The organism is Achromobacter sp. (assembly GCF_032102605.1).
In the GTDB taxonomy this organism is placed as follows: Bacteria; Pseudomonadota; Gammaproteobacteria; order Burkholderiales; family Burkholderiaceae_B; genus Achromobacter.
Window position 1 is genome coordinate 361,618 of record NZ_DAMDGT010000005.1, and the last position, 23,650, is coordinate 385,267.

Genomic DNA, 23,650 nt, shown 5'->3' on the forward strand with positions numbered 1-23,650 from the left:
GCTAGGGTTTCGCGTTCTGCTGTTCGACGGGCTCGACCCGCTGGCCCGGCCGGATCTTGTGCCAGCCGTCCACCACTACCCTCTCCCCGGCCTCCAGGCCGCGACGCACCACCCAGTTACCGGCGATCTGCTCGCCCACCTCGATCTGCTTGGCCACCGCCGTGTCATCGGGGCCGATGACGAACACGGTGGCGGTGTCGCCGTTCAGCCGGGCGGCGCGCGCCCGAAGCAGGATGCCTTCCTGCCGCACGCCGATATGGATCTGCCCGGTGACGAACTGGCCGGGCAGCAGCTCCCTGTTGGCATTGTCGAAGCGGGCCCGTATGGTCTGCGCGCCCGTGCTGCGGTCCACGCTCAGGTCGGCAAAGTCCACCACGCCGGTTTCGCCGAACTCGCGGCCGTTGGCCAGCGTCAGGCGGACCTGGAAGGTGTTGCCCTCGGCGGTGGCCAATGCGCCTGAACGGGCGTAGTCCGTCAGGTCCATGATGGCGGTGTTCGATTTGGTGAAGGTCGCGCTGATCGGGGAAAGCTGGTTCACCTGCGCAAGCAGGGTCGCGGCCGACGCGCTGACCAGCGCGCCCTCGGTGACCAGCGCGCGCCCCACCCGGCCGGCGATCGGCGCCCTGACCGTGCAACGGTCGAGCCGCAACTGCGCAAGCGTCACCGCGGCCTGCGCGTCCGCCACATTGGCCTGCGCCTGGCCCAGCGCGGCCAGTGCCGCCTCGTATTCCTGGGCGCTGACCGCCTGGCGCTGCACCAGCGGACGGAACCGATCTGTGACCGAACGCGCGTTCTTCTGCACTGCCTGCGCCCGTTGCAGCATCGCGTTGGCCTGGGCAAGCTGCGCCTTGTAGTCGCTGGGATCGATCTGGAACAGAGGGTCCCCCGCCTGCACGTCGCTGCCTTCGTTGTAAAGCAGCTTTTCAACGATGCCGTCCACGCGCGCGCGCACCTCGGCCGTACGAATGGGTTCGATGCGCCCGGGAAGATCCACGTTGAGGTCGACGGGCTGGCGCCCGATGGTGACGACGATCACCTTCATGGGCGGAATCGTGACTGCCGACGCATCGTTTCGATCCCCGCAGCCCGCCAGCGCCAGCGTCCAGGCCCCCATGGCGTACATCAGGACACGGCGGACATTGTTGCTTACTTGCGTCATCCCAAAGCTCCTTAGCGGTCGGACACGAGGTCTTGCGCTACCGTGCCCGCATCCTGCGGAGACGGCCAAACTTTCACTGATCAGCGGCGCAATACAAGCGCCTTAGAGCCAGCTTTCTTAGATGCGGGTGCGCCGGAGCATCGAGGGGTGATCGTGCTGGGGACGGCTGGATCCGCCGTTCTGGACTGCGTGGCGCGGAGAAAAGTTTGCCAGGGACGGCAAGACCGGGTCATGCCCGGTGTCAGCGGGACACTGCGTGGAACCACCAATAACATCGACTTTCGCACGAGCATCCTTTACGTCGGTGACAAGGAAAACTGGCAGAAACATGTTGTGGGGTCGAACACGGAGCCTGCGAAAGGCTCCGTCGTGATCGCGGGAACGAGCTGTGCCGGGACCCGCGCGCAAGAACAGCTTAAGTACCGATTGCGCTAAGTGCAAGCTTTTATCGTTTCGCCCTGCGCCTTGTCGCAGCGCACATTTGTGCAATGCTTGCCATCGCGTCGTTGCGCTTTGTTTCCAGTAGCGACAACGGAAACAAAAAAAGTCAGCTTTTCAGTCGCAACTTGCGCACCACATCCAGCAGATCGTCCAGTGCCACGGGCTTGCTGATGTGCGCCGAAAAGCCCGCCTTGACCGCCTCCCGCATGTCTTCCTTCGCGCCAAAGCCAGTGAGCGCGATCGCCGGCATTGCGCCGCCGTCTTTCTGGCGTATCGTCCGCATCAACGTGTACCCGTCCATCACCGGCATGCCGACATCGGACAGCAGCAGATCGAAGCGGGAGCTTTCCAGCGCTTCCAGCGCCTGCCGCCCGCCCGGCACCGCGGTGACGTCGGCGCCCTCCATGTCCAACAGGTCCCGCATGATCTGCAGGACATCGTCGGAATCGTCCACGAGCAGGATCTTCAATCCTTCGAGCGGGCGGTCGCTGCTGATGTGCGGAACATCTTCTTGCGCCGCCGCGCCGGCAAGATCAAGCCAGACAGTAAAGCGCGCACCACGTCCAAGCCCGTCCGAATGGACCTTGATCGAGCCGCCGTGAGCCCCCACCAGCTCGTTGACAACCGCCAGCCCGATTCCCAGGCCGGGACTGGAGCCGCTCTTTTGTCGCGCGTCGCCCTGGCTGAACATGTCGAACACCCTGTCGACGAACTTGGGGTCGATGCCCTGGCCGGTGTCCGAGACTTCCAGCCGGGCGCGCATATTCTCGACACCCAGCGTCAGGGTCACTGAACCGCCCTCGGGCGTGAACTTGATGCCGTTGTTCAGCAGGTTCCAGATGACCTGCTCGATACGCACGGGATCGGCATTCAGGTGAATCGCCAGGGTGGCATCGAAATCGCTGCGCAGGTCTATCCCCGCCGCGGCAGCAACGGGCTTCAGGACTTCCAGGATGTTCTTCGCGATCGCCGTGACGTCGAAGATCGACCGGTTCAGCGCCAGCTTGCCGGTGCGCACGCGGGACAGGTCCAGCAGGTCGTCGATGATGCGCGCCTGCCCCCGGACCGAGCGCTGGATCAATTCGGCCGCGCGGGCTGCGGGCTTGTAATTGCGCACCGCTGGCGTGCGAGCCAGCAGTTCCGCATTCAGCTGAATCAGGTTGAGCGGGTGTTTGAGCTCATGCGACACGACTGCAAAGAACTCGTCCTTCAGCACGCTGTCGGCGCGGGCGCGATCAAGCCGCGATTCCTGTTCGGCATCGCGCAGCTTCAGTTCCGTCACGTCGCGCACGATTTTGGCGTAACCCTGGTAAGCCGGATCGTCCATCCGGTTCACGCCGCCAGTGCAGAACACCAGGCCGCCGTCCTTGCGCTTGTGCCAGCGGTCGTCGGGGGCATAGCCGATCTGCCGGGCGCGGTTCAGCTCGTGTTGGGGCCGCCCTGCCTCGATGTCCTCGTCCGTGAAAATGATCGAAATGGGTTTGCCCACGGCTTCGCCGCGGGTGTAGCCGAACATAAGCTCGGCGCCGATATTCCAATTGGTGATGTAGCCGTCGCTGTCCAGCGTCATGATGCCGAAATCACGAGCGCTTTCGGTCATCAGCTTGAGATGCGCTTCGCCCAGCCGCACGCGGTCTTCCGCCTTGCGGCGATCGGTGATGTCAATGAATGTCAGCACCGCGCCTTCGATGCGGTGCTCGGCGCTGCGGTACGGCAAAAGCCTTGCCAGATACCAGCGGTCGGTGTTGCTGCGCACCTCTCGTTCCTGAGGACGCAGCGACTCGAACACACCCTCGGCGTCCTTCGCCAGGTCGGGGTAATCCAGCCGGTGGGTGATGTCCAGCACCGACCTGCCCGCGTCGCTGGCGATGACATTGAAAATGTCCGCTGCCCGCGGCGTGAACCATTGAATGCGCATCATGCGGTCCACGAACACGGTGGCAATATCCGTCGATGCGATGAGGTTCTGCAAGTCGTCGTTGATCTTGGCCGTTTCGTCGACTTTGGTTTTGAGCTCTGCGTTGACCGTGATCAGCTCTTCGTTGACGGACTGCAGCTCTTCCTTGCCGGTTTCGAGTTCTTCCGTGGTGGACCGCAGTTGTTCGTTGATGGCCTGCAGTTCCTCGTTGGAGGCCTTCAGTTCTTCCGTGGAAGTTTCGGCCTGTTCGATGGTGGCCTGCAATTGGTCTCTGGTGCCCTGCAGTTCCGCCTCGAGTTGAGTCAGCACCGCAGCCGAACCGCCCAGCGCGCCCTGGCTTCCTTCGGCGCTCATGACGTCTTCGACTTCGTCGAACAGCACCAGCATGTAGTCGCTGCCCGTTTCCTCGTGCCGGAATGGCCGTACGACCATATTCACGTAGCTAATCCGTTCTCCGAACGTCATTTTCACGCGGCGCGCCTCGACGCTCTTGCGGGTGTGCAGCGCCTGGAACATGGCGGTGCGCAGTTCGGTGCGTAGTTCCGGATGCACCGACGACGGCAGGTTGCGGGAGGGCTCCCCGCCAGGAAAGCGCAGGAACCGTCCAGCACGGTCCGATATATGCACGATGTCGCTATTGGCGTCGACGATGACGCTGGGCGGGGCGTACAGTTCCAGCGCGCGTTGATGCACGGCGGCATAGGCAATCTTGGTCTGGCGCTGCGGGACGGCGGACGCGTGGATCGGCCGGACGTGGTTGACGCCGCCGTCGGTGAGTTCCGGCACACCTCTGAGCCCGGTGGGTGTTTCGCGGGCGACGTAGATGCGATTGCGCTTATCCACCACCTCGAAAAGCTGCGGGCAGGCGTCCGCCGATTCCGAGCTGCCCAGGAACAGGTAGCCGCCCGGCTTCAAGGCGAAATGGAACATGCGCAGGACGTCCCGTTGCACCTCCCGGTCAAGGTAGATCAGCAAATTGCGGCAGCTGACGAGGTCCAGCCGCGAGAAAGGCGGGTCGCGGAGCACATTGTGGACGGCGAAGAGGACCCGTTCACGAATGTCTTTCTTGATCCGGTATTCGGTGTCCTCCAGTGTGAAAAAGCTTTGCAGCATCACTTCGGGCACGTCCGCCTTGATCGCCGGGGAATATGCGGCGGCGCGGCCGACCGACAGGGCGGATTCGTCGATGTCGGTGGCAAACAGCTGAAACCTCTGCGGATGGCTCATCGCATCGGCTCGCGAGCTCAGAAGCATGGCCAGCGAATAAGCCTCCTCGCCGGTGGAGCAACCGGCGATCCACGCGCGCAATCCACGCTCGGGATTTCCTTGCAAGGCTTTGAACAGCTTGGGCAGTACGAATTCGTCCAGGCTGGCGAATGCTTCCTTGTCGCGGAAGAACTGCGTGACGCCAATGAGCATGTCCGACAGCAGCTTTGGCGTTTCTTCGACGCGATTCTGAAGCAGCTTTACGTAATCCGCCAGTGTGGAAACGCCCGCGACCTGCATCCGGCGCTCGATGCGGCGCAGGACCGTGGCCTTCTTGTAATGGCGGAAATCGTGCGCCGTGCGAGCCCGAAGCACGCCAAGAATTTCGCGCAGCGCATCACGGTCGTGCGGCGTCTCGTCGACGGCCTGTTCCGCGTCCGCGGCCCCCGATGCCTCGGCGTCGGTCAACGCCGGCAGGTGGATGCTGTCCATGTTTTCGGCGATTTTCTTCAGCCGGACCGGCATGTCGGTCACCGGCAAGACGATATCCACCATGCCGGTGGATATCGCATTGCGCGGCATCATCTCGTGTTCGGCTTCCTCGGGCAGCTGCGCAAATGTCACGCCGCCTTGCTCCTTGATGCGCGCCAACCCGACTGATCCGTCCGAGCCTCCGCCAGACAGGACGATGCCCACCGCCCGCGTCTTGTGCACGTCCGCGAGGGTTCGAAAGAACTCGTCAATGGCGATGTGGCGCCCCTGAGGACGGCCGGCCGATGCCAGACGCAAATAGCCGTCGTTCATGGACAGCGAGGCCGCAGGCGGTATTACATAGATATGGTCGCGCTGAATGGGCACCGGCTTGGTGACCTGCTTGACCGGAATGCCGGTGCTTGCCTGCAGGATCTTGTCCAGGATGCTTTCGTGGTCGGGAGACAGATGCACAACCACGACGAAAGCCATGCCGGGTTCGCGCGGCATGTTGGCGAAAAAACTCTTGAGTGCGTCGATGCCTCCGGCTGAGGCTCCCAACCCGACGACGGGGAAAGTGAGCGAGCTTTGGGCGAGTCCCGGCTGGTTGTCGGGAACGGACGGCGAATCGGACATTTTAGGCCTGTGCTAGCTGGCTGGGGTTATGGCAATGATACAGCCGCGCATCGGCTCAAAGCTTGGGAATCCGAGGCGCATTCACCTCGTTTCAGTCCGGCGGACCCGGCGGCGGGCTGCGCTTGTGTGCGGTCGCGCGGAACTGCTGTTCAATCCGTGCGATGGCGTCGTCGGAGACGGGTTCCCCTTCCAGATACCCGTCGATCTGGCCGTATGAAACGCCAAAGGCGTCTTCGTCGGGGCGCAGCGGGCGCAGCGACTCCAGGTCGGCGGTGGGCACCTTGTCGACCAGTTGCGCAGGAGCGCCCAGCAGTGATCCCAACGCGCGCACGCGCCGCTTGGTCAGGCCGCGCAGAGGCAGCACATCGGCCGCGCCGTCGCCATGCTTGGTGAAAAAGCCCATCAGGGCCTCGGCCGCCTGGTCCGTGCCTATCACCAGGCAGTCCAGCGCCCCGGCAATGGCGTATTGCGCCACCATGCGCTGCCGGGCCTTGATGTTCCCGGCGCCGAAGTCTTCAGCGGCCTCGTCCGCGTACAACAGCCCGGCGGCACGCAGCGCCTCGCGCTGTGCGTCCACGGCCGGCTTGATGTCGATGCGCATCCTGCGGTCGGGCGCGATGAAATCCATGGCCTGCGCAGCATCCGACTCGTCCCGCTGGTCGCCGTAGGGCAACCTCACGGCGATGAATGTGGCCGCCCTGCCGTGGCCTCGCACGCGCTCGACTGCAAGCTGCGCGAGGCGCGCGGCCACGGTGGAGTCCACCCCGCCGCTCACGCCCAGCACGTAGCCCGAGCGCTGCGACTTCAACAGATAGTCCGCCAGAAACGCGATCCGTCTTTCAAGCTCTGCGGCGGCGTCGAAATGTGCGGCGACACCAAGTTCACGTGCGATGGCATCCCGCCCGCGGGGAGTCCTATTTGCCTGTTCCATGGTTAATCCTCTGCTGCGACCGGCCCACCCCCAGCAACCCCCGTTCCCGGACGCGCCCCGACCGGGAACACAAATTGCTCCGCGGTCCATGTTGCCGCGCAGGAGACGAAGCGATGGACCCCGATTGGTCGACCATGTTCACGTTCTCGATGTCGCCGCTGGAGATTTTCATCCGCGGGACCATTGTGTACTGGTTCATTTTCGTGCTGCTGCGACTGGCCGGCCGACGGGATGTCGGGTCGGTCGGCGTGGCCGACATGCTGGTGCTGGTGCTCATCGCCGACGCGGCGCAGAACGCCATGGCGGGCGAGTACAAATCCATCGTCGATGGGCTGGTGCTCATCTCTACGATCGTGGGCTGGACCGTTCTCGTTGACCGAGTGGCTTACTTCGTCAAGCCGATTGGCCGGCTTCTTGAGGCGGACCGCGTGTGCCTGGTGCGCGACGGGGTGATCGCCAGGCGCGCGCTGCGGCGCGAATACCTGACCGAAGAAGAACTGATGAGCCAGTTGCGGCTCAAGGGCGTTCTGGATCTGGCCGAAGTGCGCCGGGCGTACATCGAACCCGACGGCGAGGTCAGCGTCATCAAGCGCCGTACGAAGAGCCCGTTCCGCCCCACGCAGACCTGACACCGGCCCCCTGCATGCGCCAGTTGCCAGCACGGCGCCAAACTCGACCACTCGATACTAGGCAGCCTCCTCCGTCAGGATCTGCGTCAGTGCTTCCACCGAGTAGGGCTTTTGCATGACCTGGAATCCCGCCGCCCTGGGCCCGGCCATGGCTTCGCTATAGCCGCTGGCCAGGACGATCCGGATGTCGGGCCACCGATCGCGAATCTGGCACGCCAGATCCATGCCGTTCATGCCGGGCAGCACCAGGTCCAGTATGGCCAGGTCAAAGCCGCCTCCCCTGTCCTCCAGTTGCTGCAGCGCCTTTTCGGCGTCGACAGCCCAGGTCAGGTCCTGCCCGAGTTCCCCCAGCAGGGCGGCCACCACCTCGCCGACCAACCGATTGTCCTCGACCAGCAGCACTTCGCGGCGCACCGGCACCTCGGTCACGGAACCGGGGGCCGGGCGGTCCGGCACATGGCTGACCGGCTTGGCGGCGGGCAAGTACAGCGTGAACGTCGTTCCTTTTCCCACCGCGCTTTGCACCGCGACGTCGCCACCTGACTGTTGAACGAAGCCCTGAACCTGGCTCAGGCCCAGACCGGAGTTCTCGTGCTGGCCCTTTGTGGTGAAGAACGGCTCGAACACATGGGCCAGCACGCCGCGCTCAATGCCGGCGCCCGTGTCTTGAACCGAAAGCGCAACGTGTGGCCCTTTCAGGGCCGGCTTGCCCTCGATCGCGGTGGCGTCCGCCACCACGTGCGCGGATATCTTGATCTGGCCGCCCGAGGGCATCGCATCCCTGGCATTGATCACCAGGTTCAACAGCGCCGACTCCAGCTGTCCCGGGTCGGCAAAGATCGTGCAGTTGCCGGATCCGAATTCATAGGTGATGGACACGGACGCGCCCACCGAGGTCTCGAAAAGCTGCCGCATCGAGGCCAGGCTGTCGCGCACGTCAAACGCATGGGGCTGCAGGGGCTGCTTCTTGGCATAGGCCAACAACTGCCGGGTAAGCTGAGCCGCCTTGTCCGTGGTGTCGATGATGATGCCCACATAGCGCATCAAGGGTCCCGGCAGACCGGGGTGCCGTTTCACGAATTCGGCCGAAAACCGGATCGCCGTCAGGAAATTGTTGAAATCATGCGCGACGCCCCCGGTAAGGCGGCCGATGGCCTCCATGCGCTGCGCGTGGTGCATCGAATCGCGGGCTTCCATCAACTGCTCGCGGCGCGCCTTCTGCTCCGTGATGTCCCGGGTGATCTTGGCATAACCGACGAGCTGCCCGCGGTCGTCATGGACGGGGTCGATCACCACGCTGCACCAGAACGTGCTTCCGTCCTTCCGAACCCGCCATCCCTCGGCCTCGAACCGGCCTTCGCGCCGGGCCGTTTCCAGCGCGCAGGTCGGGACCCCCGCTTTGCGGTCTTCGTCCGTGTAGAAAACGGAGAAGTGCTGGCCGATGATTTCGTCGGCGCTATAACCCTTGAACCGTTCCGCGCCGGGATTCCAGCTGCTTACCCGTCCGCTCGCATCCAGCAGGTAAATGGCGTAATCCCGCACCGCGTCGACCAAAAGGCGATAACGATCCTCCGTCGGGAATTCCGGTATAGAAGTCATGCAATGTCCCCACCCTGCGTATTTGACTGGTCCGATTCAGGAGGGCGAGTCAGCAATCGCCGTGCCGACCGCCCAGACCGGCACTTTACGCCGTTCTGGCCCCGGCACGCTATTTGCTGTTGGGCACGGCAATCGGCGGCCCACCGTGGGGCCGTCCGGGCATAGAGGGCCTTCAAGATGCATCCCATACGTAAAGCCGTGTTCCCCGTCGCGGGTCTGGGCACCCGTTTTCTTCCCGCCACCAAGGCCATGCCCAAGGAAATGCTCCCCATCGTCGACCGGCCACTGATCCAGTATGCCGTCGAAGAAGCGGTGGCCTCGGGCATTACCGAACTGATCTTCGTCACGGGCCGGAACAAGCGCGCCATCGAAGACCATTTCGACCGGGTTCCGGAGCTGGAACGCGACCTGGAACTGAAAAACAAGGACGCCCTGCTGGAGAGCGTGCGCAATGTGATTCCCGACTCCATCAAGTGCGTATACACCCGCCAACCCGCCGCGTTGGGGTTGGGACACGCCGTGCTGTGCGCGGCGTCGATCGTGGGCAACGAGCCATTCGCGGTGCTGCTGGCCGACGACATGATCGACGCGGACGCCCCCGTCATTGGCGAAATGATGAAGGTGGCGCGGGAATTCGAGGGCAGCGTGCTGGCGATCCAGCAGGTGCCCAAGGCCAACACCAACCAGTACGGCATCGTGTCGGGAAGCCGCAAGGGCCATGGCGTCATGCGTCTGACCGGCATCGTTGAAAAGCCCAAGCCCGAAGACGCTCCGACGGACTTGGCGGTCGTCGGACGCTACATCCTGGAGCCGGCCATCTTCAAGCTCCTGGAAAACACGCAGGCCGGCGTCGGGGGAGAAATCCAGCTTACCGACGGCATCGCGGCCCTGCTCAAGGCGCGCAACGTATTCGGCTACGAATATGAAGGCGTGCGCTACGACTGCGGCAGCAAGGAAGGGTTCTACCGAGCCACCATGGAAATCGGCCGCAAATATCACAACCTGGCCTGACGCAACGTCGGCCGGCGGCCGCCATGCGGCGCCGCAGGTCGCGAGCAATTTTTACCGAGCAACCGGCGCGATGATCCAATGGCGCAGCCGGCACAGCCCCCTCTCATACAGGAACGCACCATGACCGATTCGAAACCCGTACCCGCGCCCAATCCGCCGCCCTCGCCCCATGCCGACCGCGCCGAAACCGGATTCACCGGCCAGCCGACGCAGGAAGGCCCTCCGACAGGCGACGTCAATCCGGACCCGAGCACGAACTCGGGCTACCCCGCGGGCGGCTCGCAGGCGCCGGCGGGCAAGGACCCGTATGGCCGCAGCAAAAAGTCGGATACCTGAGCCGTACCGTCACGCACCACGCGGCCGCACGTGCAAGCCACGTGCGGCCGCGGTCATTTGGACGCCGGAGCCCGGATGTTCTTCAATTTTTCGTCTCTCCTGAAACGCGCGGCGGACTGCCGAACCGCCATCGCGCAGGACGGCGTGCGCCTGCCGCTGCAGACAGTGACGGCCGTTCTGCTTGCGTACGGCTGGATGACGTGGCGGCAGATGCCGGACGTGACCTGGGGCGCGTTCTCGGCACTGTTCGTGGTGCGGGCGACGGTCGAAGGCACCGTGGGCGAAGCCGGCGCCCGAATCCTGGGCGCCATGATCGGGGTGGCGGTGGGAGTCGGGCTGGCGCCTTTGGCCGCCACGGGACATCTGCCTGCGCCATGGAGCATCGTGGTCGGCGTCGGCATCGCCGCCTGCCTGTCCATGCGCTGGCCCACCTTGAACTACAGCCTGGTCACGGCCACCATCCTGACCGTCGCGCCCGACGCCGATATCGTGGCCGGGGCGGTGAACAAGACGCTGGCCATCGTCGTCGGGTCGGCCGCGGGCATCCTGGCGGCGTTCGCCGTGCTGCCGCTGTCGGCCCGGCGCAGCCTTCGATACAACCTGGCGGCCTCGCTGCAAATCTACGGCGAGCTGCTCGTCGAATGGGCGGCCGCGCTGGGCGAAGGCCGCCAGCGGCCGCGGCCGCGCGATAAACCCGCGATGGAGCGAACGCGCTGGCGCGCCCGCGACATGGCGACCCAATCACGCGCCGTTCCGATGCAGTTCATGGCGTGGGACAGCGAAGCCTATCGGCTGCAGGACCGCATCGACGAGCTATGGCTGACCGTTCCGCTGCTGGAGCGCGTCGGCGGAGTGGAACTGACGGACAACGTCTGCGTCCGGCTGGGCCCGGTGCTGGATGCGGTCGCGGCGGCGGCGCGCCAGCAAATCGACGAACTCGCGCACGCCATACGTGAAAACGGCGCCGAAGCGCCAATGTGCCGCACGGGAGACCCTTTCACACGCCTTGACGACGTCATCCAGGAGGCCGGGCGTGGCGGCCTGTTCACGCCCGCGGAACGAGAGACCATCGACCTTATCCGCTGGACGTGGCACGAGGTGACCCGGGAACTGGACGCGCTCTGCGACTGCATGCAGGCGCGTCCTGCGTAAAGTCCGCGAAAGGGCTCAGGGGGTAAGCACGACCTTGATGCAGCGATCCTCTTTGTCCCGAAACGTCTTGTACAGGTCCGGCCCCGTCTCCAGCCTGGCGCTGTGGGTGATTTCGCGCAGCACGTGCGGCCGGTCGGCTTCCGCCCCCCCCGGCCTGCTTCATCCGGTCGTAAAGGTGCTCCATCGAGCTGCTGGCGTGAGATTCCATGCCCACCGCATCGAACGCCGACGGGCAGGTGCGGCGGCGCCCTCAGGATCGATTGTCCACAGGCGGCGCGTCCGGCGTGGCGTTACCGGGATCCCATACATCTTCCGGATGCATGCCAGGTGGAAACTGACGGCCGGCGCCGGTTCGGTTGGGGTCCGCGGGGCGGTCCGACAGCGTGCGTTCACCCGCGGGCACCGGTTTGCGGTTCGCATCCGCCGGATCGTCCTGATGGGAATGGGGCTTGGAATTCATGGGGTTTCTCCTGATGCGGGCACCACGGTCCGGTGCCGTTGGACCCATGCTGCCAGCAAGCAATGTTCCGAAACGGGGCCGTCACCGCGTATCCGGGTTCGACGACGAGTAAGTCCGTCAAACACTTCTCCTGGAACTATCCGCGGGAGTCGCAACTTCCCTGCAGCGACCGTGGCTTCATGAACACCACGCACGGCATCACAGCAGCCTTGTGTCGGCGGCAGCAACAATGCTGCGATGCGTATTGACCCCGCATGGTCAGCGTGCCCCAATGAAGCATGCGTCATCAGCAATGGGAGACCGCAATGACCAACCAATCCTACAAGCGCGTGATGGAAGTCGTGGCCGCCGCGGACGACGGCACTACGTACCGTATTGACCGATACTGCCGTTCACAGGCGCAAGGCGCAGAAAAGACGGCGGAAGACAGGAGCAACGCTTATTGCTGCCTGCCCGACGGCCAGTTGGTGCAATGGCGCGGGGATGGCAACTACCAGCTTCCTGACGGAACGCTCGTGACGACGGTCGCCACGCGACTGTGCGAATAGGCTGGGTGATTCGGCGCTTTCGATGCGCAAGTCCGCACCACGTTACAGGGCGCGAAGGAAAAGCCCGACCAGGAACAGGATGACCACCGCGCCAATCCAGAAGGCCAGCATCAGCCAGGGGCCGCGGCCGGTCTTGGCACCGCGCCGCGCGGGGCGGGCGCGAGGTTGAGAGTTGTCGGGTGGCTTCATGATGTTCTCGGTCGGGTGAGGCCGCATCGCTTACTTCGCCTTGCCGGCCTTCGCCGCTTCGGCGTTCGTTTCCTGCAGTGCAAGCATGCTGAGTTTCTCGTCGGTAGCCTTTTCTTCGGCCAGCGTTTCCTTCAACAGGGTCAGGGCATTGCTCTCGCCGAGCTGCTTGGCAAACGTGCAAAGCGAGCCATAACTGGCGATCTCGTAATGCTCCACTTTTTGCGCAGCCGCGATCAGCGCCGCGTCGCGCACCGGCCCCTCTTCCACGTCCTCAATGACGTCGCGCCCTTCCTCGACCAGCCCCTCCATGGCCGCGCACTTGATGCGCTTCAGGCGGAAATCCGCGCCTTCCACGATCTTGTCGATGCGCTCGATCTGGCCGCGGGTTTCCTCCAGGTGCACGGTGAACGCTTCGGCTAACGCCGGGTTCTGGGCGGCGCGAGCCATCTTCGGCAAGGCGCGTGTCAACTGTTTCTCGGCGCTGTAGATGTCCGACAGCTCATGTACGAACAGTTCCTTCAGGGTCTTCTGGCTCATGATGTCTCCTGTGTATGAGTCGGTTAAGCGGGCGTTGCCCGCCTCTTCTTCAGCAAGGTGCGTGCCGTCACGCTTGTCCATTGCCGCGGGAGTCAGAGCCCCGTGGGGAAGGCCGCCGACGGTGCGTTCGCCAGCGGCGCCTTCATTCGTTACTTGGTTTTTGCGGTCACGCTCTGCTGCAGGTTCTTCGCCGCCTGCAGATGCTGTTGAAGATGGGGAAGCGTCTCGATCGCGAATTGCTTGACCTCCGGATCCTTCACGTCCTTGGAGGCCTTCTCGAACAGTTTGACGGCATCCTCGTGCGCGTCCACGCCGATTTCATCCGCGTAAGCCTTGTCGAAGCCTTCGTCCCGCAGGCCCAGCGCTTTGAGCTTGGCCGACTGCACCAGCGAGGGATCCTTGGGCGGCTCGTAGCCCTTGCTCTTTGCCAGGGCATCAAGTTGCTGGCCCACCTTGGTGTGGTCGTCAATCATCTTTTGCGCAAATTGCTTGACCTCGGCGTTCTGGGACTTTTCCAGCGCCATCTTGCTGCCGGCAACTTCCATGTGGCCCGATTCGGCGGCATCGTTCAGAAAACCACGCGCTTCGCTGTCAAGCTTGTTCGTCGCGGCCGGCACCTGCCCCCCCGGCGTAGCGGGCGTTTGCGCAAGCGCAACCGATCCCAGGCTCAGCACGATCACAGCGCCCAGACCTGCCTTCAAAAGATTTTTCTTCATGCGGACCTCCAGTAGTAGTTGCGTCGCCAGATGACGGTCGGCGCCGCCTGGCGAACGGCGGTATGTCAGCAAACGTCATACCCATATCGACCGGCTCGGCGACGAAGGCCATGTGCCCGCCCCCACGAAATACCGGTCAACCGAAATCTCCTTCGCCCAGCTGTATCGGGCCATCGGTGGGATTCCACTGGGTGCGATGGGCCAGTTGCCGCAGCGCGTCTGCGCCGCTCTCAAAGGCGCGCAGCAGCTCTGGCGCGGTGTCGTCCGCGGCGCCGAAACGCTCGCGCAGCACATCGCCGGATATCTCGAACTGGCGGGTGACGCCAGACGTTTCCATCTCGAAGACGATGGCATCGCCCTGAGCTTTCGCATTCGTTGCTTTCGTGAATTTCATGCATCCCTCCTTGCGTTGGGTTATCGACGGCATCCACCGCGATGCGTCGTACAAAGGGGCAGCAAAAAGTGTTCCGACCGCGTTTTGACGGCGCGCCTCGCGATCGGAACGCCGTGGGGTGTTGGAGCTACCGCGCAAGAACGATCCCCGCCACCAACATCGGTCATGTTTCCCGGTCGTGTAGAAAAATCTGTCTCCTGCGACGCAAACGCGCTGATCCTGCCGCCGTCAGCCGGGAACAAAAATTGCAGGCCACGGCTCGCCACAGCGGCAGGGTCGCCCGATTCTGGTTGGGGAGTCTGACGGCTGGCAAGGCCTCGCCACGTCGCTGTGGCCCGAACAATCAGGACCGTGAATCTTTGACCCGCCATGCGGGGCGCCTTTTTTGATGCACGGGTCGAAATATTTCCGACGATGTAACAAGGAAACGCCGAGTTACACGCCCTTCGTTGCGCGAGCGGCATGCGCTGGGCAAACTAGGCGCTCGCATCTTTTGGGAGAGTTGCCATGCAAGTGGATATCCAGAAGCTGGGAGCAGACGCCGCGCGCCAGGGATTGACCCTTTTGGATTGCCCCTACCTTCGCACCGCAGCCATGCCTGCGCATACCGGCGAGTCACTCAATGAGTGGCGCAGCCGCGTCGAAATGTGGAAAGCCGGCTGGAAGGACGGAGTGAAATCTCGCGCCCTGAACCGGATGCCCTCATCCCCCTTCATGAGCACCCGCGGGTAGCGCCTCGCGCGGAGCTCGTATTCAGCCAGGGCCCTGGACATCCTCCCGGGCCCTTCTCATTCCGGGCGCGCCAGGGATCGTCGGGAATCTTTGCACTTTGTTGCACTCGCTCGCGGGCAATTTTGGAAAATCCCGTTGCAGGGCATTCCTGCGAACACCCACTCTCTGGAGCGCACGATGAATACTGAAAAAGGTATTTGCGTAGATGGATTCAAAGTCCACTGCGATGTCATTGAGTTGCCGAGCGGCAAGTATCGGCTGGACGTGACCACGCGGCGTGACGACGCCCGCGCGGAACAAGAGGCCGTTTGGCCGATCCCCAGCGGCAAGCTGTTTTCGGCGCAGCACGAGGCGGAACGCCATGCGATATGGATCCTCAAGGGCATCCGACGGGTTGATCCCACCGGCGCCCCGCAGTTCTGCCTGACCTGACGCACAGTCGCCAACGTCATTGGCGCGCCCTCGGGCGCTCTTTTCTTTTTCCCCCCGATCGCCACCATGCACCGGCGCGCGGGATGGCAGGTGGCCTGTTGCGATAGCCCCGCGCCGCGCGCAGCGGACGCAGCGCTGCAGCCGCGGCAATGGCATCAAGTGCTGCTTGACCGGTATGCATGACCCATGCGCTTGGCGGCACGGCATCGCCGCGTTGACGCAGCCGATACATTTAAGTAACTTCCGGAACGTGAGTCAAAGCTCACGATCGTCTCTCTCTAAGCCGTTTCGTCTGCAAGCCAACCCAGGAGCTCGAATATGAAGAAGCACCTACTGATGATTGGTCTTATTGGCTCGATGGCCTTCTCGGTCACCGGCCAGGCAGCTGACGCGAAAAAGCCTCTTGCCTTGTGGCAATGCCAGGACTTCCTTGGCGTACAAGAAAGCTATCGCCCCATCGTTGTCAGCTATGCAGAAGCGCTTAACAACAAGGGCAAGCCCGAAGAGGCCGTTCTTGACGTGGAAGGTATCAGCACCCGGACGCCTTTGCTGGTCAAGCATTGCACCGAAAACCCGAAGATCATGCTCCGCGACGCCCTTGTCGGTATGAACAAGAAGTAGTCGCCCTTCCCCCCTGAAGCGGCGCTTCAGGGGATTTGGATCCGCTTGAGCCGCGCCGGGGGCCGAACAGGATTCAGAACCCGAGCTGGAGTCCGAACGCGAATAAGACTGCCGGTCTCCCCGCACTGCCGTCCTACAGCCCCAGCGCCAGCAGCATCAGAAAAGCCCCAAAAAGCACCAAGTGCGTCATGCCTTCAATGGCGTTCGTCTGACCGTCGTTCAGGTTGATGGCCGCCACCACCAGCGTCACCAGCATCATCAGCGTCTGCAGGGGCGTCATCGCCATGACAATGCGCTGGCCGGAGATCATTGCCATGACCTCCATGGCCGGCACGGTAAGGATCACCGTGGACAGCGACGCCCCAAGCGCGATATTGACGACCGACTGCATGCGATTGGCCAGGGCCGCGCGAAACGCAGTCAGCATCTCTGGCGCGGCTGAAATGCCGGCCACGATCAGCGCAATCAAGCCCACGGGCACGTTGATGCCCGTGAGACTGCGATTCAGCGAATGCGACATCAGTTCGGCCAGCGCTCCCACGGCAACGATGCCCAGGGCCATGACGGCGGCCGACTGGCGCCAGCTTGGCACGGTACCGGCCGGCACGGGTCGGCGGGTCTTTTTCTCGGGGTAGCTGTAACTGAAGAAGTAGCTGTGCGGTCCCGTCTGCATGCGCAGGAACACGCCATAAAGCAGCAGCATCGCCACCACGGTGAAGGCGCTGTAAGCGCGCCATTTTGGCTGCGGCACGAATTCGGGAATGATCATCGACACCGTGACGGCAGTCAGGATCATGACGCTGTAGGTGCGGGCGGAATCGTCGTTGTAGGCCTGTTCGCCGTGCTTGAAACCGCCGATGAGCGCCGCGACGCCCAGTATGCCGTTGATGTCCAGCATGACGGCCGAATAGATACTGTCGCGCACCAGCGTAGGCGACCCGGCCTGGGCAGACACGATCACCAGCACGATCACCTCCACCAGCACCGCGGACAGCGTCAGGATCATGCTGCCGTAGGGATCGCCCAGCTTTTGCGCGATGCGTTCGGCGTGGCGCGCCACGCTAAGGGACGCCACCAGGATCGCGGCGATCAGCGCTGTGGTCTCCAGCAGGCTGCCTGCCTGGCCCAGGCCTTCCAGAAACGGATCGGCGGCGTACCCCGCCACCGCAAGCAGACAGACGAACAGCAAGGGTTTCTCGGACTGCAGCATAAGTTTGGTCTTGACGTAGCGAGCCGGAATCCAGTGAGCCTATCACGCTCGCCGGCGATCCCCGAGTGCAGCCCCGTTGGGCACGCAGCTTGCTGCATTCCGTTCCCGTGTCATCAGGAAGGGAGCGCCATGCAGAACAGGTGCGCACCAAAGCGGAGGCCAAAGTCCCGGCCACGAAAAGCGTCGGAGAGGAAGACGGAGAAGAAGACAGAGAAGAAGAACGAGGGAAACGTGATTGCCCGGTTCTTCGACCACTTCGCAGCTCAGGTGACGAAATGGGCCGGATCCCCCGTCGCATTTGGCATCGCATTGATCGCCGTCATCATCTGGGGCCTCTCGGGTCCCGCCTTTGGATACTCGGAAACCTGGCAGCTCGTCATCAACACTGGCACTACCATCATCACGTTCCTGATGGTCTTCCTGATCCAGCAAAGCCAGAACAAAGACAGCGAAGCTTTGCACCTGAAACTGGACGAGCTGCTGATCGCGGTCGAGGGCGCTGACGAAGGTCTGGTCGATGCCGAGCGCCTGGATGAAGACAAGCTGCTGGCCCTGGCCGCCGCTTGCACCGCCCGAGCCAGAAAACAGCACCGCCAGCGGGCTCGGTCGCGCAGGTCCAACAGGCACTGAACGCAAAGGCGCCCGGCACGACGACGCGCCTGTCGTCCCCGCCCATGCGGTCCTTAGGGAATGACGGTGGGCGCGGCATTGCGGGGCGCGGCAACGGCGGGCGTGGCACTGCCGGGTACGGCAACGGCCGGCGTGGCGCTGCCGGGCACGGCAACGGCCGGCGTGGCGCTGCGAGGTGCGGCGACGCCTGGCGTGGCGCTTTGAGGTGCGGCAACGCCTGGCGTGGCGCTGCGAGGCTCGCGCAGGGCGCGGAGGCGTCGCACTTGCTCGTCGAGCTGCAACCGCAACTGTTCGATTTCCCGCTCGCTGGCCGAACGCGCGGCGGCCTCCCGCACATCCTCTATCGACTTCGCCAGCCGCGCCAGATCCGGGTTGTGCAACGGCCCGCTCACGCGCCGCACCTGGCTGCGCGTCAGCAATTCGCTGAAGCGGTCCCGAAGCGCCACTGCCGCCATGGCGCGCAGAGGCTGCCTGAGAAACGGGGGCCACCCGATCGCGGCGCCCGCGGCCAGCGCGGTCGTACGCGCCCAAGCCGCGCCGGCCGCACTAAGCGACGACGTCGGTTTTGACAAAGGCGCTGGGCGGGCGAGCGCCTGGCGGTCGCGCTCCATCTTGGCTAGAAGGGCCTGCTTGTCAGCCAATGTGGTGGTCTTGGGCATAATGGCTCCGGGCGGCGGCCGTATCCAGGCGGACCTGGTGGCTCAGTTCGGCAAAGGGCGATCCCTTGGGCGCACTACGGGTCGAAATTGCCAGTGATATCAACGTGATGAGCAGCCAGGCTCCCGCCACCAGCCATGCGACAAGTTTGCGGTGCTCGGTGTCCCAAAACGTGACGATGGCAGCCACGGAAACGAACCCAAGCGTGCCCAGACCGCAGAACACCAGGGCGACGCTGCTGATCACGGTGGCCACCAGCGCGGCCCGGTACAGCGACAGTTCGATTCCGACCAGTTCCACGTAGTCCCCTGATCGTTCCGCGGCGAAAGCTGCGATACGGCGCAATCTGCGCAAGCGTTCCGTAATCATGGCGTCTCCTTGGCGATGTTTCGCCAGGTCAGCAAATTGCATACCCATGCGGCTTACGCGATTCGACGGAGTCGGTTGGAGGGGCGCTTCAGCACCGGCGCCCGAGAAATCCACCGGCTTGACCGGATGGAGGTCGAACCCAGCCGACTTCGACCGCTGCCGGTCCTCGGCCGGGCCCCACCCCGTCATGGCGATCAGCGCAACCTCGACGCCGTGCTAGAAATCGGCCCACGCCTTTACGGCAGCCTGCTGGCGGGCCGCGCACTCTCCATATTGCATGGCCAACGCCATATAGCTGCGCGCAAGATCGTCCCAGCTATCGCTTGTCACGGGGGGCACCGGCGGACAGGGTTGCGACAGGTTGGCCGGCAGCATTGGCCAGACGACCGGCTTCGTTGATGTGCCGCAGCCGGTCAGCATCAATATGACAGCCAGCAGGCAGTGGACTCTGAACTTCGACACGGGTGTACCTTTTGATGGTCTTCGGCTTGGCGTCGCGCAGCGTCGTAAGGGCGTCCTCCAATGTGTTGGAAACGCCGGCCAGACGCGCCGTCTGATTCTTGAACTCTGCAAGCTCCGCCAGCGCGTGATCGGCATTGGCCCGGTCAACACCGGCCTGGTACTGGCGAGCCCCATGCCACCTCACCCCCAGGATCGCGGTCGCGACCAGCACGGCTCCCATCAGATAGGGCACGGCCGCGCGCAATAACGGGGTCATGCGCCCCCCCGCCAGTCGCGCGGAATCTGAAAGTGCGGGCCGTCCCCGAGCGTCTTCCAGTCGCCGCCCCACTCCAACGGCACGCCAAGCTCCGCGGCGCACGTCTTCATGACCGCGGCCAGATCGGCAAAGGCCTGCCAGTCGTTCCAGGGAATTTCGCCGTCGATCAACGGTGCCAGATCGACGGCATGGCCCAGGCCATCCGCCTGCGGCAGGTGATAGCTGGCCATCGTCTGGCTCGCGCCTCGCGCCACATAATCACGCTGCTGCGCGACCGTTCTGACGCCTTCCACCACCGTGAAATCCACGGGGGTGCGCTGTATGGCCGATTTGACGATCGCAACCAGGTCGGGATGCACGCCGACAAGGCGAGACAGGCTGCGGTCGGAAAGGTGGAATTTGTTCATTGTTGAGGATTTCTGAAATCGGCGGAGGTGCACGTCACATCCCTTTTCCGCGCACGCGATCAATAACGGCTTGCCAAAGGGCCGCGATGGGGGCCGCTTGAACGGCCTCCCAAGCGCGCGACACGATGGCCATGCCAAACATTCCCGTCAGAAATCCCGCCAGTCCTTCGGGAATTCCGAGCATGGTGGAAAGATATGGCGCCGCGTAGTAAGCCCCGAGCGAACCGCTGACTGCCATGCTCAGGCGGGCCGGCCATGAGCCTTGCAGGTAATGCATGGACACGGCAGCGCCCAGCACACCGGCAAACTTGGCCGCGAAGGCGTCGAAGTCTTGGGTGGTCATGGGCGTCTCCTAGGGACGAAGAAAAGCCCGCTGGTGCGGGCTGGAGCGGTGTATCAAACCGTGCATAGGTGGCGTATCTCTATAACGCCGGACACGTTGCCTCTGAGCGAACGCGCGTTTCGTTCCGCCCGATTTAGTAGCGAACGATAATCACCCCCGGAGATCCCGGGCTGCCGCCGCCGGTATTGCTGGTACCTCGACCGGCTCCCCCACCACCGGGGAATCCACCGCCCCCCGCGGCGGCCGGGCCATTGGACCCGCCGGCCCCGCCAAAGGCAGCTCCGCCGCCGACACCGCCGGTCGCACCGTTGGCGTAGGCCGTGCCGCCGGCTCCGCCAGAGTTTCCCGAAGATCGAATTGATGCCGTCCCTGCCCCGCCGGTGCCGCCTGCACCTCCATTGCCGGTGCTATTGGGACTGCCGCCGCTTCCCCCCATTGCGGAGACAGATCCAAAACTAGTTGAACCTCCATTTCCCCCGGCCCCACCTGCGCCGCCGCCATTTCCACCTGTGCCAACCGCGTAAGCGATCGTCCCGCCCGGAACAACCGGGAGAATGAAACGTACATATTCGCCCGCTCCGCCGCCTCCAGCCCCCACGGAACCAGCGGATCCGACTCCGCCGCCACCGCCGCCGCCGCCCCACATCTCCACGTCAAGAAAGTACGTGTTCGCGGGAACATTGAAAGTGCCGCTTCCCGAGAGCGCGTCAAGCGCATGCGGACTGAACCGTGCGACGGACTCGACCGTCTTTTTGGGCGTCATGATGCTGGCATCGTCGGTTCCGACCGCAGCCTGGGCGGTGGTGGCGATCTTGGCGATGCCGCGCCTCGCTTCAGTCGCAGTGACACTCGCCAGCTTCAGCGGCGTCAGCGCCGCCGTGTCATCCGTCATCGCCTGCGCCTGCAAGGTCGTGGCGATGCCAGCAGGCAGGGCTACCCAACCGGCGCCACCGGTATCCGGATTCGACGAATTGTTCTCTACGGTGCTGAGCCAATAGCCGGCCCCTCCGCTCTTGAGTACGACGGCACCTTTCGGATATCCCCCAAGGGAGGTGGAAAATTCTGCATCGTATGGATAACCGCCGCCCGTCTGCGCCCAGCGCACCGCAGCACTCAAAAAATTCAGGATCCCGTTGAAATCCGCCCCATAAGGCGGCACACCGCCCGCCGCCACCGGCGTCATCGTCAAAGGCGGAAATCCATCCGTAAACGACGCCGCTCCCGGCGTCACGCCGATCTGCGACGCCACCGGAATGGCGTTCTTGGTGCCGCTCTGCGCAAACGGAACGGCGGACTTGCTGGGTGCATTGCTAGCTTGCATTGATAAGCCCCGAAGAAGTAAAGAAGACACCGGATCCGAAGGGCTGCATCAGCGCCTCGCGGAATCCGAACGTGGTGGAAAGGTCGACTTGCAGGACGTGCGCCTGCACTGCCGCTGGTTTTGGAATGGCACCCGACTGGGTCAGGATGGCGATCTCGTAGGGTTCAAGCGCAAACTCGAACACATAGCGGAACTCCATCTTTCCCGTGTCGGACACATAGCAGCGCCCGCGGCCGGCAAAGAGGTTCGACAGCAACTGGTTCAGGCTGGGAGACGTGCAGTCCGAGATATTGGTCAGCGCCTTCACCAGGATCAGCTTGCGATACGCATCGTCGGCAAGGCGATAGGTCTGCGTGGCTTGCTCGCCCGTGTAGAACGGCGCCTGGTCGAAGGGCTGCCAGTCCAGCGCCTCGTCATAGCCAAGGTAGGTCACGTCTCCCGGGATGGTCAGCATCCGCCCCACATCGACGATCCTGCCCCAGATGTCCAGCCCGAACCCCTGCGCGGTCTCGACGTTCCAGACGAAGTCATGGAACGCATCGAAATCCGCATCGGGATTGATGTAGTCGTCCATGTTGTTGATCAGCTGGACGAGCGTCGGACTATTGGCGTATTGGCTGATGAGCGTCCGCCTCACCAGCCCTGGCTTGGGGACGACGTTCATATCAAAGTCACCAAGATATCGTCTGCCGTCACCGTGGGCCGCCGGTTGATTGGAACGACCACGCTGGCCGCCGTCGGTGCTCCGGAACCCAGCAGCAACGAAAGAATAGAGACCCCGGGGCTCAACGCCGAAATGGACGCGTAAAAGCGGCTGGCGTAGATCGTGGATCCGATACGCGCCCGCTGTCCGCCATCAACGCCATTGAAGGCGTCGATGATCGCTTGCTTGGCAAGGGCAACAATGTTCGACGGCAGAGCCGGGTTGGCAGCCAATTGCACCTCGAACAGCACCGGCAATGCCGCCGGGGTTTCCCACTTCACGACGTACGACGGATAGGGATAGGAATAGCCCTCCTTGTCCTCGACGGTGTAAGAGGTATTGCCGTTGTAGTCCGAGCCATTGCTCTTCTTGCGCCAGATGGCGTCCGCGATGTCGGCGGCCTCGCCGCCAGCCACCGCCACCCAGATGGAATGCGGGCCCAGGACCACGCCGCCGACCGTCTTGGGCACGGGGAGGTCGTTTTCCGTCACGTACGCGTCGACCACGCCGTCCACGTTCGCCACGTCGGCGTAGATTGCCGGGATCGAGCCGCGCGCATTCAACGCCACGGACTGGCGCCGGCGCTCTTCGAACTCGGCACGGCTTTCCACGTTGCTGCCCACGGTTCCCGCGTCGGCGTTCAGCACCGAGTCCCAGCCGGGAATGGACTGATAGATCTGGTTCAACGCGCCGGGCGCGCAATCCACCGGCCCGCCCACCGCGCAGGAGAAAGGCAGATCGATACTGCCGCCGGCGGGAATGGCGCCGGCCTGGGTGCACAGGTACAGGTTTCCATCCACCGCCTGGGCGCGTGCGCCCACCGGAATGGTCACGCCCGCCAGGCCTGTGCAGGTGGCGATCACCGCGGTTGGCGTGCCTGGCTTGCGGTCCAGGAAGTAGATCCGTCCGATGGCGTCCTGCATCCGCCCCTGGGCGTAGGCCGGGTCGACCTGGTTCACGTATGAGGCGAACTCGTTGTTCTTGTCGCCGATGATGGCGGCCGTGCTGGAGGCCAACTGGCCTTGGGGTGTTTCCAGGCCAGGATTCAGCCCGCCGCCAAAGGCGGCATCCATGTCTGACTGCAGGCCGGCCAGAATGGCGGATTCGTCGGGCAGCACCAGCCCTTCCGGCGTGAATTGCACGCGCGGCACTTGGGAAATATTCGGCATGGTTA

At 63.8% G+C, this 23,650-nt stretch carries 27 protein-coding genes and 1 pseudogene; 9 read left to right on the top strand and 19 right to left on the bottom strand.

The window, feature by feature from the left end; translation table 11 throughout:
* Position 1 precedes the first annotated feature (1 nt).
* The 3 genes from RT614_RS14495 to nadE all read right to left on the bottom strand — a co-directional run bounded on the left by RT614_RS14495 (position 2) and on the right by nadE (position 6,762).
* A complete protein-coding gene (locus RT614_RS14495; protein WP_313622799.1) occupies positions 2–1,159 on the bottom strand; it encodes an efflux RND transporter periplasmic adaptor subunit in 1,158 nt (385 codons plus the stop codon).
* 547 nt (positions 1,160–1,706) lie between these two features.
* Positions 1,707–5,831, bottom strand: coding sequence for a CheR family methyltransferase (locus RT614_RS14500; RefSeq protein WP_313622800.1), 4,125 nt, complete (start codon positions 5,829–5,831; stop codon positions 1,707–1,709).
* A 91-nt stretch (positions 5,832–5,922) separates the two neighbouring features.
* Positions 5,923–6,762: an ammonia-dependent NAD(+) synthetase gene (nadE, locus tag RT614_RS14505; protein ID WP_313622801.1), complete on the bottom strand. Its 840-nt coding sequence runs from the start codon at positions 6,760–6,762 to the stop codon at positions 5,923–5,925.
* A gap of 113 nt (positions 6,763–6,875) precedes the next feature.
* On the opposite strand from nadE, the gene RT614_RS14510 reads away from it, so the two are divergent.
* Positions 6,876–7,391, top strand: a complete 516-nt coding sequence (locus RT614_RS14510) for a YetF domain-containing protein (protein ID WP_313622803.1) — start codon at positions 6,876–6,878, stop codon at positions 7,389–7,391.
* Between the two features lie 57 nt (positions 7,392–7,448).
* Here the strand turns inward: RT614_RS14510 and RT614_RS14515 are convergent, their stop codons facing one another.
* Positions 7,449–8,990 carry a PAS domain S-box protein gene (locus RT614_RS14515; protein WP_313622804.1) on the bottom strand — a complete coding sequence of 514 codons (1,542 nt, stop codon included), beginning with the start codon at positions 8,988–8,990 and terminating at the stop codon, positions 7,449–7,451.
* A gap of 177 nt (positions 8,991–9,167) precedes the next feature.
* Here RT614_RS14515 and galU point away from each other — a divergent pair, with 177 nt between their 5' ends.
* The 3 genes from galU (at position 9,168) to RT614_RS14530 (ending at position 11,489) form a co-directional block, all read left to right on the top strand.
* Positions 9,168–10,001: a UTP--glucose-1-phosphate uridylyltransferase GalU gene (galU, locus tag RT614_RS14520; RefSeq protein WP_313622805.1), complete on the top strand. Its 834-nt coding sequence runs from the start codon at positions 9,168–9,170 to the stop codon at positions 9,999–10,001.
* 120 nt (positions 10,002–10,121) lie between these two features.
* Positions 10,122–10,337 (top strand): hypothetical protein, encoded by a 216-nt coding sequence (locus RT614_RS14525; protein ID WP_313622806.1) that lies wholly within the window; start codon positions 10,122–10,124, stop codon positions 10,335–10,337.
* Between the two features lie 75 nt (positions 10,338–10,412).
* Positions 10,413–11,489: an FUSC family protein gene (locus RT614_RS14530; protein WP_313622807.1), complete on the top strand. Its 1,077-nt coding sequence runs from the start codon at positions 10,413–10,415 to the stop codon at positions 11,487–11,489.
* Positions 11,490–11,504: 15 nt separating this feature from the next.
* On the opposite strand, the pseudogene RT614_RS14535 reads toward RT614_RS14530, so the two are convergent.
* A pseudogene (locus RT614_RS14535) lies at positions 11,505–11,709 on the bottom strand (hypothetical protein); the annotation flags it as partial.
* 30 nt (positions 11,710–11,739) lie between these two features.
* Positions 11,740–11,949, bottom strand: coding sequence for a hypothetical protein (locus RT614_RS14540; RefSeq protein WP_313622808.1), 210 nt, complete (start codon positions 11,947–11,949; stop codon positions 11,740–11,742).
* A 305-nt stretch (positions 11,950–12,254) separates the two neighbouring features.
* On the opposite strand from RT614_RS14540, the gene RT614_RS14545 reads away from it, so the two are divergent.
* Entirely contained in the window at positions 12,255–12,497 is a 243-nt protein-coding gene (locus RT614_RS14545) for a hypothetical protein (RefSeq protein ID WP_313622809.1), read from the top strand.
* A 42-nt stretch (positions 12,498–12,539) separates the two neighbouring features.
* Here the strand turns inward: RT614_RS14545 and RT614_RS14550 are convergent, their stop codons facing one another.
* The 4 genes from RT614_RS14550 to RT614_RS14565 all read right to left on the bottom strand — a co-directional run bounded on the left by RT614_RS14550 (position 12,540) and on the right by RT614_RS14565 (position 14,333).
* A complete protein-coding gene (locus RT614_RS14550) occupies positions 12,540–12,686 on the bottom strand; it encodes a hypothetical protein (RefSeq protein ID WP_313622810.1) in 147 nt (48 codons plus the stop codon).
* A gap of 30 nt (positions 12,687–12,716) precedes the next feature.
* Entirely contained in the window at positions 12,717–13,223 is a 507-nt protein-coding gene (locus RT614_RS14555) for a ferritin-like domain-containing protein (RefSeq protein WP_313622811.1), read from the bottom strand.
* 149 nt (positions 13,224–13,372) lie between these two features.
* Complete coding sequence (locus RT614_RS14560) at positions 13,373–13,939, bottom strand: DUF4142 domain-containing protein (protein WP_313622812.1); 567 nt, start codon at positions 13,937–13,939, stop codon at positions 13,373–13,375.
* Positions 13,940–14,075: 136 nt separating this feature from the next.
* Positions 14,076–14,333, bottom strand: a complete 258-nt coding sequence (locus RT614_RS14565; RefSeq protein WP_313622813.1) for a DUF1488 family protein — start codon at positions 14,331–14,333, stop codon at positions 14,076–14,078.
* A gap of 507 nt (positions 14,334–14,840) precedes the next feature.
* Here RT614_RS14565 and RT614_RS14570 point away from each other — a divergent pair.
* From RT614_RS14570 to hdeA, 3 genes are all read left to right on the top strand, one after another.
* Entirely contained in the window at positions 14,841–15,065 is a 225-nt protein-coding gene (locus RT614_RS14570; RefSeq protein ID WP_313622814.1) for a CrpP-related protein, read from the top strand.
* A gap of 135 nt (positions 15,066–15,200) precedes the next feature.
* Positions 15,201–15,497 (top strand): hypothetical protein, encoded by a 297-nt coding sequence (locus tag RT614_RS14575; protein WP_313622815.1) that lies wholly within the window; start codon positions 15,201–15,203, stop codon positions 15,495–15,497.
* Positions 15,498–15,815: 318 nt separating this feature from the next.
* Entirely contained in the window at positions 15,816–16,118 is a 303-nt protein-coding gene (hdeA, locus tag RT614_RS14580; protein ID WP_313622816.1) for an acid-activated periplasmic chaperone HdeA, read from the top strand.
* Between the two features lie 133 nt (positions 16,119–16,251).
* On the opposite strand, the gene RT614_RS14585 is transcribed toward hdeA, so the two are convergent.
* A complete protein-coding gene (locus RT614_RS14585) occupies positions 16,252–17,328 on the bottom strand; it encodes a calcium:proton antiporter (protein WP_313622817.1) in 1,077 nt (358 codons plus the stop codon).
* A 231-nt stretch (positions 17,329–17,559) separates the two neighbouring features.
* Here RT614_RS14585 and RT614_RS14590 point away from each other — a divergent pair, with 231 nt between their 5' ends.
* Positions 17,560–17,958, top strand: a complete 399-nt coding sequence (locus RT614_RS14590) for a low affinity iron permease family protein (protein WP_409558471.1) — start codon at positions 17,560–17,562, stop codon at positions 17,956–17,958.
* Between the two features lie 53 nt (positions 17,959–18,011).
* Here RT614_RS14590 and RT614_RS14595 read toward each other — a convergent pair whose 3' ends face one another.
* From RT614_RS14595 to RT614_RS14630, 8 genes are all read right to left on the bottom strand, one after another.
* Positions 18,012–18,617, bottom strand: a complete 606-nt coding sequence (locus RT614_RS14595; protein ID WP_313622819.1) for a hypothetical protein — start codon at positions 18,615–18,617, stop codon at positions 18,012–18,014.
* Entirely contained in the window at positions 18,592–18,984 is a 393-nt protein-coding gene (locus RT614_RS14600) for a phage holin family protein (protein ID WP_313622820.1), read from the bottom strand. The genes RT614_RS14595 and RT614_RS14600 overlap by 26 nt, the downstream gene beginning before the upstream one ends.
* A gap of 316 nt (positions 18,985–19,300) precedes the next feature.
* A complete protein-coding gene (locus RT614_RS14605) occupies positions 19,301–19,702 on the bottom strand; it encodes a hypothetical protein (RefSeq protein ID WP_313622821.1) in 402 nt (133 codons plus the stop codon).
* Complete coding sequence (locus RT614_RS14610; RefSeq protein ID WP_313622822.1) at positions 19,699–20,109, bottom strand: M15 family metallopeptidase; 411 nt, start codon at positions 20,107–20,109, stop codon at positions 19,699–19,701. The genes RT614_RS14605 and RT614_RS14610 overlap by 4 nt, the downstream gene beginning before the upstream one ends.
* Before the next feature lie 34 nt (positions 20,110–20,143).
* The gene (locus tag RT614_RS14615; RefSeq protein ID WP_313622824.1) at positions 20,144–20,452 is read right to left on the bottom strand and encodes a hypothetical protein; all 309 of its coding nucleotides are present in this window, start codon (positions 20,450–20,452) and stop codon (positions 20,144–20,146) included.
* 133 nt (positions 20,453–20,585) lie between these two features.
* The gene (locus RT614_RS14620; RefSeq protein ID WP_313622825.1) at positions 20,586–21,773 is read right to left on the bottom strand and encodes a hypothetical protein; all 1,188 of its coding nucleotides are present in this window, start codon (positions 21,771–21,773) and stop codon (positions 20,586–20,588) included.
* Positions 21,763–22,437, bottom strand: a complete 675-nt coding sequence (locus RT614_RS14625; protein ID WP_313622826.1) for a DUF2612 domain-containing protein — start codon at positions 22,435–22,437, stop codon at positions 21,763–21,765. The genes RT614_RS14620 and RT614_RS14625 overlap by 11 nt, the downstream gene beginning before the upstream one ends.
* The gene (locus tag RT614_RS14630; protein WP_313622827.1) at positions 22,434–23,645 is read right to left on the bottom strand and encodes a baseplate J/gp47 family protein; all 1,212 of its coding nucleotides are present in this window, start codon (positions 23,643–23,645) and stop codon (positions 22,434–22,436) included. The genes RT614_RS14625 and RT614_RS14630 overlap by 4 nt, the downstream gene beginning before the upstream one ends.
* Positions 23,646–23,650 lie beyond the last annotated feature (5 nt).